This is a genomic window from Boseongicola sp. (genome assembly GCA_014075275.1).
In the GTDB taxonomy this organism is placed as follows: Bacteria; Pseudomonadota; Alphaproteobacteria; order Rhodobacterales; family Rhodobacteraceae.
Genome location: CP046179.1, coordinates 1 through 12,841 on the forward strand (window position 1 = coordinate 1; position 12,841 = coordinate 12,841).

16 protein-coding genes are annotated in these 12,841 nt (G+C 65.2%); 15 read left to right on the forward strand and 1 reads right to left on the reverse strand.

The genetic code is table 11. The annotated features are described in order from the left end of the window. The 7 genes from GKR98_00005 to GKR98_00035 form a co-directional block, all read left to right on the forward strand. Window positions 1–379: phage terminase large subunit family protein (locus GKR98_00005; protein ID QMU56723.1), on the forward strand; the 379-nt coding region annotated here is incomplete at its 5' end. Further along, complete coding sequence (locus GKR98_00010; protein ID QMU56724.1) at window positions 379–588, forward strand: hypothetical protein; 210 nt, start codon at window positions 379–381, stop codon at window positions 586–588. The genes GKR98_00005 and GKR98_00010, both read left to right, overlap by 1 nt. Then, on the forward strand, window positions 588–2,144 hold the full coding sequence (locus tag GKR98_00015) for a phage portal protein (protein QMU56725.1): 1,557 nt from the start codon (window positions 588–590) through the stop codon (window positions 2,142–2,144). The genes GKR98_00010 and GKR98_00015 overlap by 1 nt, the downstream gene beginning before the upstream one ends. Before the next feature lie 5 nt (window positions 2,145–2,149). Next, the gene (locus GKR98_00020; GenBank protein ID QMU56726.1) at window positions 2,150–4,204 is read left to right on the forward strand and encodes a peptidase U37; all 2,055 of its coding nucleotides are present in this window, start codon (window positions 2,150–2,152) and stop codon (window positions 4,202–4,204) included. Window positions 4,205–4,282: 78 nt separating this feature from the next. Beyond that, window positions 4,283–4,618: a DUF2190 family protein gene (locus GKR98_00025; protein ID QMU56727.1), complete on the forward strand. Its 336-nt coding sequence runs from the start codon at window positions 4,283–4,285 to the stop codon at window positions 4,616–4,618. Beyond that, the gene (locus GKR98_00030; GenBank protein QMU56728.1) at window positions 4,618–4,929 is read left to right on the forward strand and encodes a hypothetical protein; all 312 of its coding nucleotides are present in this window, start codon (window positions 4,618–4,620) and stop codon (window positions 4,927–4,929) included. The genes GKR98_00025 and GKR98_00030 overlap by 1 nt, the downstream gene beginning before the upstream one ends. Next, window positions 4,926–5,552: a hypothetical protein gene (locus GKR98_00035; protein QMU56729.1), complete on the forward strand. Its 627-nt coding sequence runs from the start codon at window positions 4,926–4,928 to the stop codon at window positions 5,550–5,552. Before GKR98_00030 ends, GKR98_00035 begins: the two co-directional genes overlap by 4 nt. Window positions 5,553–5,591: 39 nt before the next feature. On the opposite strand, the gene GKR98_00040 is transcribed toward GKR98_00035, so the two are convergent. Further along, entirely contained in the window at window positions 5,592–6,296 is a 705-nt protein-coding gene (locus GKR98_00040) for a hypothetical protein (protein QMU56730.1), read from the reverse strand. Between the two features lie 135 nt (window positions 6,297–6,431). On the opposite strand from GKR98_00040, the gene GKR98_00045 reads away from it, so the two are divergent. Genes GKR98_00045 through GKR98_00080 form a run of 8 tightly spaced genes read left to right on the forward strand, consistent with a single transcriptional unit; the run spans window position 6,432 to window position 12,835 of the window. Beyond that, complete coding sequence (locus GKR98_00045) at window positions 6,432–6,848, forward strand: acyl-CoA transferase (GenBank protein ID QMU56731.1); 417 nt, start codon at window positions 6,432–6,434, stop codon at window positions 6,846–6,848. A 24-nt stretch (window positions 6,849–6,872) separates the two neighbouring features. Beyond that, the gene (locus GKR98_00050; GenBank protein QMU56732.1) at window positions 6,873–7,811 is read left to right on the forward strand and encodes a hypothetical protein; all 939 of its coding nucleotides are present in this window, start codon (window positions 6,873–6,875) and stop codon (window positions 7,809–7,811) included. Beyond that, window positions 7,811–8,248, forward strand: a complete 438-nt coding sequence (locus GKR98_00055; protein ID QMU56733.1) for a hypothetical protein — start codon at window positions 7,811–7,813, stop codon at window positions 8,246–8,248. The genes GKR98_00050 and GKR98_00055 overlap by 1 nt, the downstream gene beginning before the upstream one ends. Before the next feature lie 38 nt (window positions 8,249–8,286). Next, window positions 8,287–8,475, forward strand: coding sequence for a hypothetical protein (locus GKR98_00060; protein ID QMU56734.1), 189 nt, complete (start codon window positions 8,287–8,289; stop codon window positions 8,473–8,475). After that, on the forward strand, window positions 8,468–10,885 hold the full coding sequence (locus GKR98_00065; protein ID QMU56735.1) for a phage tail tape measure protein: 2,418 nt from the start codon (window positions 8,468–8,470) through the stop codon (window positions 10,883–10,885). Before GKR98_00060 ends, GKR98_00065 begins: the two co-directional genes overlap by 8 nt. Continuing rightward, window positions 10,885–11,511, forward strand: a complete 627-nt coding sequence (locus tag GKR98_00070) for a TIGR02217 family protein (GenBank protein QMU56736.1) — start codon at window positions 10,885–10,887, stop codon at window positions 11,509–11,511. The genes GKR98_00065 and GKR98_00070 overlap by 1 nt, the downstream gene beginning before the upstream one ends. Continuing rightward, window positions 11,508–12,392: a DUF2163 domain-containing protein gene (locus GKR98_00075; protein QMU56737.1), complete on the forward strand. Its 885-nt coding sequence runs from the start codon at window positions 11,508–11,510 to the stop codon at window positions 12,390–12,392. Before GKR98_00070 ends, GKR98_00075 begins: the two co-directional genes overlap by 4 nt. Then, on the forward strand, window positions 12,389–12,835 hold the full coding sequence (locus GKR98_00080) for a peptidase (protein ID QMU56738.1): 447 nt from the start codon (window positions 12,389–12,391) through the stop codon (window positions 12,833–12,835). Before GKR98_00075 ends, GKR98_00080 begins: the two co-directional genes overlap by 4 nt. Window positions 12,836–12,841: the final 6 nt, after the last annotated feature.

Here is a 12,841-nt window from a genome sequence, read left to right on the forward strand (position 1 = left end):
AACCGAGGAGGAACGCGCTAACGGCGCAGAATTCTCACCCGGCACGGTGCATCTGCCGCACTGGGTCGAGAACGAATGGCTGAAGCAGTTCGTGGCCGAGCAACTGGTCACGGTGCGCACGAAGCGTGGCTTTGCCCGACTGGAATGGCAGAAGCTGCGCGAGCGCAACGAGGCGCTGGATTGCCGGGTCTATGCCCGCGCCGCCGCCTGGATCGCGGGTGCGGATCGCTGGACCGACGAGAAATGGCGTGACCTCGAGGATCAACTCGGTGTCGCCGACGCCTCTGCGGATCCCGCGGGGCAGATCAACAGGCAAGCGCAGACGTCGCAAGGCAAACGTCAATCCGACTGGCTCGGACGGCGCGGAGGATGGTTTTGATGGCAGACTGGACCGAAACCGAGCTGTCCGCGTTGCGCCGGGCCTATTCCAGCGGCACGACCCGGGTCAGCTATGACGGCAAGTCGGTCGACTATGGCTCGGCCGAGGATCTGCTGGTGCGCATCCGCACCATCGAGCGGGCCATAGCGGGCACCACACAACCGGTGCCAATCGCTGGGCTCGCGGGCTTCTCGCGCGGGGATCGCTGATGTGGGCCAACTGGTTTGACCATGCGATTGCCTCGGTGGCACCACGCACGGCGGCCCGTCGTGTGCTGGCGCGGCAGGCATTCGAAACCCTGACGCGGGGCTATGATGGTGCCTCGAAGGGGCGACGGACCGACGGCTGGCGTGCGCCGGGCACCTCGGCCGATACCGAGGTTGGCGTGGCCGGGGCGCTGCTGCGCGACCGGATGCGCGATCTGGTCCGCAACAACCCGCATGCGGCCAAGGCCGTGGCGGTGCTGGTAAACAACATTGTCGGTGCGGGCATCATGCCTCGGGCGGCGAGCGGCAATGACAAGCTGGACCGGAAGGTCGATGCGCTCTTCGCAAGGTGGTCGGACGCCGCTGACGCCGACGGCCAGCTCGACTTCTATGGGCTGCAGACGTTGATCTGCCGCGAGATGGTCGAGGCAGGTGAGGTCCTGGTGCGCCGACGTCTGCGCCGCGCAGCGGATGGCTTGCCTGTCCCGCTGCAAGTGCAGGTGCTGGAGGCCGACTTCCTCGACACCACGAAATCCGGCACCATCGGCGCGGGACGCCTCGTCCAGGGGATCGAGTTCGATCCAGTCGGCAAACGCCGGGCCTATTGGCTGCATGCCGAACATCCGGGTGATGCCTATGGCACGTTGCAGAACGGGTTGCAGAGCCGCCCGGTCCCGGCGACCGAGATCGCCCATGTTTACGAGAAGCAGCGCACGCAGGCGCGCGGCGTTCCCTGGGGCGCGCCGGTGATCCGCAGTTTGCGCGACCTCGACGACTACGAGGTGGCCGAACTGGTCCGCAAGAAGACCGAGGCCTGCGTCACCGCCATCGTCTTCGGCGACGACGAGGCGCAGCAGGGCATCGCTCCCTCCGTGGTCGATGCTGATGGAAACCGCGTCGAGCAGTTCGAGCCTGGCCTCATTGCCTATGCGCGCGGCGGCAAGGACATTCGATTTAACCAGCCTTCGGCTACGGGCGGCTATGCAGAATACAAGCGGGCGAGCCTGCATACGATCTCGGCCGGGTTCCGCGTGCCGTATGAGTTGCTGACCGGCGATCTCTCCCAGGTGAACTATTCCTCGATCCGCGCGGGGCTGGTTGAATTCCGCCGCCAGATCGATGCCGTCCAGTGGCAGCTGTTCATCCCGATGTTCTGCGCCCCGGTCTGGCGCTGGTTCACGGAAGCCGCATGGGCGGCGGGCCAGATCCCATCGCCGGACGTACCGGTCGAATGGTCGCCGCCGAAGTTCGAGGCGGTCGATCCGCAGAAGGACGCGATGGCGAACCTGCTGTCGATCCGATCTGGCACCATGACGCTGGCCGAGGTGATCGCCCGGCAGGGCCGCAATCCGGACGCGGTGCTGGCCGAGATCGCTGCGACCAACGCCAAGCTCGATGCCCTCGGGCTGGTTCTCGACAGCGACCCGCGACGAGTCACCAAGACCGGGAGCGCGCAGACCAGCGACCCGGCCACCGATCCGGATGCCGACGAACCGGCCGACGACGAGCCCACCGCTGACGCGGAAACCGATCCGGCGCAGGCCGACCAACAGGACTGACCAACATGGACACAATGATCGAAATCCCGGCCTTGCGCCGGATGGCGGAGCTTGCGCTGAACTCAGCGGACACCGACACCCGCACCGTCGAGGTGATCTGGTCAGCGGGCGCTCGGGTTCGTCGATCGACCCTGTTCGGCGAACCCTACGACGAGGAATTGAGCCTCGATCCAGACCATGTGCGGCTCGATCGTCTGAACGCCGGCGCGCCGTTTCTGAAGGTGCATGAGATCGAAACGCTGGATGCCGTGATCGGCTCGGTCGTCCCGGGGTCTGCCCGGATCGAAAACGGTCGCGGCATTGCGCAGGTCCGGATTTCTGAGCGCGCCGATGTCGAACCGATCTGGCGCGATATCCAGGCGGGCCATATCCGGGCGGTGTCCATCGGCTACCAGGTCCACCGGTTCGAAGTGTCCAAGCCCGAAGCGGCTCGCGAGCTTTGGCGCGCGGTGGACTGGACGCCCTTCGAGGTGTCCGCCGTGCCGGTCGGGGCAGATCCCGCCGCAGGGTTTCGCGCCCAATCCCAACTTCACGATTGCGTCCTCCATCGCCGGGACGTCCCACCCACTCAAACAGGAGCCATCCCGATGACGGAAAAACCCAACGCCCTGGCCGCAGAGGCCAAAGATCAGCCCAGCGACATCAATGCTGCCGAGGACACCACCATGACTGAACCGAAGACGCCTGTGGCCGAGCCGAAGGTTGCTGCCGTTGAGACCCGCGCGCAGCCAAAGCCGCAGAAGCCCGATGCCCCCGTTGTGCCTGACACTGAAGCTGTTGCGACCCGGGCCCGCGAGACGGAGCGTGACCGGGTGTCCACAATCTATGATCTGGCCGGGCGGCTGAACCTCGAGCGCAGCTTTGCCGAGGATCTGGTCAAGCGCGGCACGGATATCGGCGAAGCCCGGCGTTTGATCCTCGATCAGGTCGCCTCCAAATCCGAAGAAACCCGCACCTTCAGCCAGGTGTCGATCCCACTCGGCGGCCGCGACGAGCAGATCACCCGCCGCGATGCCGTCGCGAACGCGCTTCTGCACCGTTACAGCCCAACGCTGTTCACTCTGGAAGATGCCGCTCGCCAGTATCGTGGCATGACGCTCATGGAACTGGCCCGCGAGAGCCTTGGCAATGCTGGGGTCAATACGCGGGGCCTGTCTCGCGACGAGGTGGCAACGCGGGCCTTGCATTCGACGTCCGACTTCCCGGAGATCCTCTCGGCGGTCACCAACAAGACCCTGCGGCAGGCCTATGACGCCTATCCCCGCACATTCATGCTGTTCTGCCGCCAGGTTCTGGCCACCGACTTCAAGGCGATGCACCGGGTCCAGCTCGGCGAAGCGCCGCAGCTGCTGGAGGTGGGCGAAAGCGGCGAGTTCAAACGCGGGACACTCGGCGAGAGCAAGGAGAGCTACAAGGTCAAGACCTATGGCCGGGTGGTCGCCATCACCCGCCAGACGCTGATCAACGACGATCTCGACGCCTTCACTCGGATCCCCGCGATGTACGGCAACTCCATCGCCCAGCTGGAATCGGACGTCGTCTGGGGCATCATCACCGCCAACCCGGCGATGGCGGACGGCAACGCCCTGTTCCACACCAGCCACAAGAACCTCGCAGGAACAGGCGCAGCGCTGGCGGTCGATGCTGTCGGTGCGGCCCGCGCGGCGATGGCCAAGCAGACCGGGCTCGACAAGAAGACGGTGCTGAACGTCCGCCCCGCCTTCCTGATCGTGCCCGCCTCGCTGGAACTGAAGGCGGAGCAGATGGTCGCCCAGAACCTGGTGCCCGCAGCGACGTCCAATGTCGTGCCGCAGTCGATCCGCACCCTCGCGCCGATCAGCGAGCCACGCCTCGATGCCGCCAGCGTAACCGCCTGGTACCTCGCGGCCAGCCCGAACCAGATCGACACCATCGAGTACGCCTATCTCGAGGGTCAGCAGGGCGCGTACATTGAGACCCGGAACGGCTTCGACGTCGACGGCGTCGAGATCAAGTGCCGCCTCGATTTCGGCGCAAAGGCCATCGACTGGCGCGGCCTCTACAAGAACCCCGGCGCATAAAACGGGCCGTCCCTGACATCTCACCTCTAACGGGCGGTCCAATCGGGCCGCCCGTTCCATTTTGCAAAGGATCCCGCAATGAAAAACTACGTCCAGCCCGGCAACACCATCACCCTGACCGCGCCCTACGCCGTGACCTCCGGCGATGGCCTGCTCGTCGGCTCTATTTTCGGCGTGGCCGCCGGGGATGCTGCCAATGCCGAGACGGTCGAGACCGCCCTCATCGGAGTCTTCGACCTGAAGAAAGTCGCGAGCCAAGCCTGGTCCACCGGTGACAAGGTCTATTGGGACAACACCAACAAGGAAGCCACCAAGACCGCCACCGCGAACACGCTGATCGGTGTGGCCGTTGAGTCTGTTGCGGGCGGCGCGGGTGACCTGATCGGCCGGGTGCGCCTGAACGGCAGTTTCTGATGACGGCGTTTGCCGCCATTCTGGATGCTCTGTTCGCGGATCCCAACATCGGGCGTGAGGCGGTCTACACCTCCGATGGCGGCGCGCCCGTGCTGGTGCGCGTCGTCTCCCGGCAGGCTGATGCCATCACCGAATTCGGCGATGCGCGGCTCTGGTCGGAAACGACCCGGATCGATCTTCGCGTCGCGGAAGTTCCGGCACCGCGTCCCGGCGACCGATTGGAAATGGATGGCGACGCCTTCCTCATTCAGGGCGAACCCGTCCGGGACCGGGAGCGGCTGGTCTGGACTGTTGATCTGAGGCCCGCGTGAAGCTGAAGCTCGACATCGATCCGGACATCGTCGCCATGATGGCAGCGGAGGTCGCGGCGGGCGAACGTGCTGTGACAGCTGCCATGCGCGAGGCCGGGACCGGGCTCAAGACTGCCTGGCGCACGCAGATCACTGGCGCGGGATTGGGGCGACGGCTTGCCAACTCGATCCGCAACCAGAACTTCCCGAGGTCGGGCGAGAGCTTGGATGCAGCCGCGCTGGTCTGGTCCAAGGCCCCGGTCATCGTGGGAGCGCATGACACCGGCCCGCTGATCCGCTCGAAAGACGGGTTCTGGCTGGCGATCCCGCTGCCCGCCGCAGGCAAGTCGCTGCGCGGCGGCAGGATAACCCCCGGCGAATGGGAACGGCGACGCGGGCTGCGCCTGCGTTTCGTCTATCGTCGCACGGGGCCGAGCTTGCTGGTGGCAGAGGGACGGCTGAACACGAAGGGTCAGGCGGTCGTGTCCCGCTCCAAGACCGGGCGCGGAAAGGTCACCGCGCCGATCTTCCTGCTCGTGCCGCAGGTGAAACTGCCGAAGCGGCTGGACCTCGCGCGGGATGCAGACCGGGCGCTTGACAGCGTCCCGGGGCTGATCGTGGCGAAATGGGTTGTTCAGCGATAGGATCGGAAATTGGCTATCGTTTCCTCGTGCCAAGCAACCCTAACCAAAAACCGAACTCGTTAACTCCAAGTATTTAGGTCGAGAAAAGTTGGCTTGCTCCACATGTTCGAAATGCGAAACGAAATGCTCGGCCTCCACACTTTGAGCGCGAATATGTGGCTTCAAATAGGTAATAAACTCTGATCCAGCGCCAATTATTATTGGAATCATGTTTATAAAGACCCGATGGATTGGAACTCCGTCCTGATCAGCGAAACGTTCAAATCCATCTGCCTCGATGCGGTGTCTGACGAGGTTCCGAGCATTTGCGCGCAAGCGGCTTTGATCCCTTGGCATGTCGAGGAGCACACAAAAGTCTCCCCAAGAAGCGTAGTGGTCAATGAACCCTCCGCCGTCTTCGCCGTCCCCAGCAGGAAAATCTACAAGGAGGTAGTCTTGGCGTTCGTTCTGCTGCGCATGGCGGTGCACACTGCGGATGCCGTGCGCTTTATTGTGATGCTTGGCATTTCTGTATGCAAGAACAGCGCAACAAAGCGGGTGTGCATAAAAATCAAAATCGACTTCCTGAGTTTCTCGAACTGCGTCGTACAAGCTGGCGAATGTGTCGAGCATGCTCTTACAGGCGAGCTCAACATTGCCGATCGCCTCGCTTGAATCGATGAGGAATAGTTCTTGGAATCTGTATTTCTGTTCAATGAAAACTCGCAGCGACTGTGCAAAATCTTCGAATCTGTCTGTAATCATCTGACTTCCTAGTGAAAACCCACACAAGACTTAGTAGTTTTCCCGAGCTCCTTCCATCGCAGTTCGCAGCCTTTTTTCCGGAGCTCATGGGTGCATTGAGCCAGCAATTTCTACTGTCGAGCCCGGAAAGACACCATGACTGTTCGTGAAACCATTCTCACCGCGCTGCAGGCGCGGCTTTTGACGCTGGCCGCAACCGCCCTGCGGGGTGAGGTCTTGCCCGAGCGCATACCCGCCGATGGCCTGTTGATCCTTCGGGATGGGGAGCCAGGCGATCCCGAGGTAACACTGTCGCCCCTGCGCTACCACTACCAGCACCGTGCCGAGATTGAGGCGGTCGTGCAGGGCACCGACCGTGACGCCGTCTTCGACACGCTGACCGCCAGCATCGGCACGGCAATTGCCGCCGACCGCACGCTCGGCGGCCTATGCGACTGGGTCGAAGCAGAAGCGCCACGCCCGGTCGATCTGCCGGTCGAAGGCGCGGCGAGCCTGAAGGCGGCCGTGATCCCGGTGGTGCTGCATTATTCAACGGCCGATCCGCTCGGCTGACCCTGACAATTCAAGGAGAATACGATGGCACGAGCCCAAGGGGCGCGGGCGCAGATGGCGCTTGCGTTCGAAACGACCTATGGCACGCCGCCAGTCGGCGGCTTCACCAAGATGCCCTTCGCCAGCACCTCGCTCGGCGCGGAGCAGCCGCTGCTGAACTCGGAACTGCTGGGCTACGGCCGCGATCCGCTGGCACCGATCAAGGATGCGGTGACGGCAGACGGCGATGTCGTCGTGCCGCTCGACGCCGAGGCCTTCGGCTTCTGGCTGAAGGCGACCTTTGGCGACCCGACCACATCTGGCACCGGTCCCTGGACGCACGAGTTTCAGTCGGGGTCTTGGATGCTGCCCAGCATGTCCATCGAGACCGGCATGCCCGAAGTGCCGCGCTACGCGATGTATTCCGGCTGTGTACTCGACCAGATCAACTGGCAGATGCAGCGCTCGGGGCTGCTGACCGCGACATCCCGGCTGGTGGCGCAGGGCGAGACGGTGGGCACAACGACCAGCGCAGGCACGCCCGCCGCGCTGGAATTGCAGCGCTTCGGCCATTTCAATGGGGCGATCACCCGCAACGGATCTGCCCTCGGCAATGTGGTCTCGGCCGACATTACCTACGCCAACAACCTCGACCGCATCGAGACCATCCGCTCGGACGGCCGCATCGACGGCGCGGACCCGTCCATCGCTGCGCTGACCGGCTCCATCGAGGTGCGCTTCGCTGACCAGACACTGGTGACGCAGGCGATCAATGGCGATCCTTGCGAGCTTGAGTTCGCCTATCTGCTGCCCTCGGGCGAAAGCTTCACCTTCACCGTGCACGCCGTCTACCTGCCACGCCCGCGCATCGAGATTTCCGGGCCGCAGGGCGTGCAGGCCACTTTCGACTGGCAAGCCGCCCGCGACAGCGTCGTCGGCCGGATGTGCACCGCAACCCTCCTGAACGATGTGGAGACATATTGATGCTCACGCTCGACCTAACGAACGCGCCGCGCTGGCATAGTCTTGCCCCCGGCGTGCGGGCGCAACTGCGACCGCTGACTACCGCGCTGATGGTGGCCACCCGCAGCGATCCCGCCGTCGAAGCGGTCCCCAAAGAGGCCTCCGACGAGGAGCGCGCCGTGGCCTTCGCCAAAGCTCTCGCACGGAGGGCGGTGCTCGCCTGGGACGGCATCGGCGACGCGGACGGCGAGCCGATCGATCCCAGCCCCGAGGCCATCGACGCGCTGCTCGATGTCTGGCCTATCTTCGAGGCCTTCCAGCTGACCTACGTCTCCAAAGGCCTGCTGCTGGAACAGGAAAAAAACGTCTCCGCGTCCTTGCCGAGTGGTCCTTCGGCGGGGGCGAACGCTACTGCGACGCCTGCCAAACGGCGTGCGAAGACTGCCCGGCGTGGCTGAACCGGCCGCTGACTTACGAGGGTTGGCAGGTCTGGGACTTGGTCGACCGTCTCGGCGGCCAGCTCCGCGTTCTGCCGGGTGCGGTGATCGGCTGGGACCTGACCGCTGCGCTCGCTCTCGGTGACGCGCTCGGCATCCCACCCCTGGCCATGGCCGAACTGCTGCCCGTCATTGAATCCGTGATGGTTGCGAAGCTCAACGAACAGATGGATCATTCCAATGGCTGAAAAGCGCGTTTCTGTCCGCCTTGCCGCGGTCGGTGGCCGACAGGTGCGCGCCGAACTGGAAGGTGTCGGTGAGGCCGGGGTGCGAGGGTTCGGGCGGCTCAGCCGCGAGATGGAGGCGGCCAACGCCCGACTTGCGGCGTTCTCCCGTCGTGTTGCAGTGGCTGCCGCTGCCGCCGTGGCCGCCGCCGCTGCTGCTGGCGTGGCGATGGTCCGATCCGGGCTGCAAACCGTCGATGCGCAGGCCAAGCTCGCGCAGTCGCTGGGGACCACCGTCGCCTCGATCCAGACGCTGGAGCGCGCGGGCGAGCTGGCGGGCGTGTCGATGTCCGGCATCGAGCAGGCCACCAAGGATCTGACGCGCCGTCTCAGCCAGGCGGCCGCCGGGACCGGACCTGCCGCCGACGCGCTGGATCGGCTGGGGCTTTCGGCTGCCGACCTAATTTCCCTGCCGCTGGATCAGCGTGTGGGCGCGATCAACGCGGCCATCGAGGAATTTGTGCCCGCAGCCGAACGCGCGGCCGTCGCCGGTCAGCTCTTTGGCGAGGAAGGCTCCATCGCCATGTCGCGGATCGACACCGCGACGCTGCGCCAGGCGAAAGAGGATGTTCTGGCCTTCGGCGTCGTCGTGTCGGAGCAGGATGCCGACCAGATCGAGCAGACGAACGACGCCATCTCAAGGTTGGGGCTGATCTGGCGCGGGCTGTCGAACCAGCTGACGGTCGCTGCGGCACCCGCGCTGGAAGCGGTCGCGAATGCCATGGCGGCGGTTGCGAGCCGCACAGGCCCGCTCGGCATCGCGATCCGCAGTGTCTTCGACAACATCGGCCGTCTGACCACCTATGCCGCTACGTTTGTGGCTTTTCTTGCAGGGCGTTGGGTCGCCGGGATTGCCGTCGCAGCTCTCTCGGTCCGTGGCCTCGCCACCGCGCTGGTGCTCCTTCGTGGGGCACTGATCCGCACCGGCATCGGCGCGTTGATCGTTGGCGCGGGCGAGCTCGTCTACCAGTTCACCCGCCTTGTTACTGGCGCGGGCGGATTTGGAGAGGCGATGTCGCTTCTGAAGGACCTCGCCGTCGAGGTGTGGGACCGCATCAAGATGGGGGCAGCTGCGGCGGGCGCTGCGGCCACTGCAATGTTTTTCGATCTGAAGTCTGATGCGGCGTCGGGTATGCAGAGCGCCATCGAAAGCGTCGTGACTTTCGGCAACACGGCCGCGAACACCTTCGAGGGGGCCTACGAGGCGATCAAGGCGATCTGGGGACTGCTGCCAGCCGCCATCGGCGATCTGGCGTTTCAGGCGGCCAACAGCCTGATCGACGGCGTTGAGGCGATGCTGAACGGCGTCGTCTCGCGGATCAACACATTCATCGGGGGGATCAACCAGGGGCTGGAAGCGCTCGGGTCAGAGCGTCGCATCTCGATCATTCCCGATCTCGAACTTGGTCAGATCGAGAACCGGTTTGAGGGCGCAGCAACTGCCGCGACCACAGCCGCACAGACCGCCTTCGACCGCGCTTTTGAGGATAACCCGCTTTCCGCACCCGATCTCGGGCTCACTGCGGCGGCCAATACTGCGCTTGCCACGGCCAACACATATCGTGGCGCGGCCCACGATCTGGCCGAAGGCGCGCGCGCGCCACTCGCCAGTTGGCAGGCATTGCGTGATGCGGTGCGGGGCAGCGATGAAGCTGGCGCGAACGCGCTGACCGAGGCGACCAACGCGGCGGAGCGATTGGAAACTGCCCTTGGCGATGCCGGACAGGCGGCCACGGGTGCGGGTGCAGCGGCCGAGACTGCTGCCGCTGCAGCCGAACCTGACATCGACGCCGCAGTTTCCGGCTGGCAGGCGGTCACCGCAGCGCTCAGCGACTATGCCAGCAAGGCGCGCGAGATTGGCGGGGACATCGGCCAGAGCCTCGTCAGCGCGTTCCAGTCGGCCGAGAATGCGGTCGGCGAATTCGTGAAAATCGGCAAGCTGGATTTCCGCGATCTGGTTACCTCGCTGCTGGCCGATCTCTCCAAGCTGGCGGCGAGGCGGTTCATCCTCGGGCCTATTGCCAACGCGCTCTCTGGCGCGCTGGGGGGCGCGGGCGGGATCTTCGCCAACATCCTGCACGCGGGCGGCATGGTCGGAGACTCTTCGCCAAGCCGGATGGTCCCGGCGATGGCTTTCGCGGCAGCGCCTCGCATGCATGCCGGCGGCGTTGCAGGGCTCCGCCACGATGAAGTTCCGGCCATCTTGCAACGCGGCGAGCGCGTGCTGTCTCGCCGCGAAGCTCAGAGCTACGGCGCAGCCGGTGGCGTGAATGTCACCATCATGGCGCGCGACGCCGAGAGCTTCCGGCAGTCCCGGACGCAGGTTGCGGCGGACATCGCCCGCGCCGTCTCGCTCGGGCGAAGGGGTATGTGATGGCGTTTCACGAAGTCCGGTTTCCCGACAATATCAGCCGGGGTGCGCGCGGCGGGCCCGAGCGGCGGACCCAGATCGTCGAACTCGCTTCCGGCGACGAGGAGCGCAACGCCAGCTGGGCGAACAGCCGCCGCCGCTACGATGTCGCCTATGGCATCCGCCGCGCGGACGATCTGGCGGCGGTCGTGGCCTTCTTCGAGGCCCGCAACGGTCGGCTGCATGGCTTTAGGTTCAAGGACTGGGGCGACCACAAGTCCTGCGTTCCCTCGGGAACGCCGGCACCGAACAATCAGGCGATTGGCACCGGCGACGGCGCGACGACCGCCTTCCAACTAATCAAGCGCTACACCTCCGGGGTGCAATCCTGGACGCGCGCCATCGCTAAACCAGTGACCGGAACCGTGCGCATCGCGCTTGGTGGGGTCGAGCAGCCCTCGGGCTGGTCGGTCGACACCACGACCGGCGTTGTCACCTTCAGCGCCGCCCCGGGCGCTGGCATCGCCGTCACAGCGGGCTTCCAGTTCGACGTACCCGTCCGCTTCGACACCGACGTGCTCGACGTGACGCTTGATCTCGAGCGGCTGGGCTCGATCACCTCCATACCCTTGCTGGAACTCCGCCGATGAAAAACATCAATCCCGATCTGCAAGCGCATCTGGACGACGGGACAACAACGCTCGCCTGGTGCTGGCGGATTTCGCGGGCTGACGACGCGAGTTTCGGCTTCACCGACCACGACCGGACGGTCAGCTTCGACGGCACTGATTTCGAGCCCGAGAGCGGCCTCACGGCCTCCGAGGTGCGGTCGGGATCGGACCTGTCGGTCGATGCGCAGGACGCCGAGGGCGTGCTGACCTCCGACCGCATCACCGAGACCGACATTCTCGACGGCCGCTGGGACAACGCCGAGGTCGAAGTCTGGCGGGTGAACTGGGCGGACACGGGCCAGCGCGTGCTGATGCGCCGCGGTGCCATCGGTCAGATCCGGCGCGGGCGGCTGGCCTTCGTCGCGGAGGTGCGCTCGCTGGCGCATGTGCTGGGCCAGACGGTCGGGCGGACCTTTCAGGCGACCTGCGATGCCGTGCTCGGGGATGCGCGCTGCGGGCTCGATCTGGAGGACCCCACCTACAAGGGTACCGGCGCTGTCATCGATCTCCTGCGTGATCGGGCCTTCACCGCCTCTGGCCTTGGTGTCTTCACAGCCGGATGGTTCAATTTCGGCACCGTGGAATGGACCAGCGGCGCGAATGTGGGGCGTCGGACCGAGGTGCTCGGTCACGACGTGACCGATGGCATCGCGGTGCTGACGCTGCTCGAAGCACCGGTGCGCGGTATCGCCGAGGGTGATGCCTTCACCATCCGTGCAGGCTGCGACAAGCGGATCGAGACCTGCGGGGCGAAGTTCGCCAACACAGCAAACTTTCGTGGATTCCCGCATATTCCCGGCCAGGACGCGGTGCTCCGCTATGCCACCAAGGATGGTGGACACGAAGGGTCCGTGCTTTGACAAAACCCCTCGCATCGGCCGACCCCCAGCGCGTCATCGCCATCGCGCGCTCCTGGCTCGGCACGCCATACCACGATCAGGCCAGCCTTCGGGGTGTCGGTTGCGACTGCCTCGGGTTGGCACGCGGGGTCTGGCGCGAAGTCGTCGGTCCTGAACCGTTCCCGATCCCGCCCTACAGCCGGGACTGGGGTGAAACCGGGCCGCGCGAAGTGCTGGCCGAGGGCGCTCGGCGCATGATGCCGGAGATTGCTCCCTCCGCAGCCGGTCCCGGCGCGCTGGTCCTCTTTCGCATGAAGCCCCGCGCCATTGCCAAACATGTCGGGATCCTCACCGGGCCTGGCACCTTCCTCCACGCCTATGAGCGCCTCGGCGTCATCGAGGAACCGCTCACTCCATCCTGGCGGCGGCGCATCGCCTTCGCCTTCCTGTTCCCCCAACGCTGAGACCCC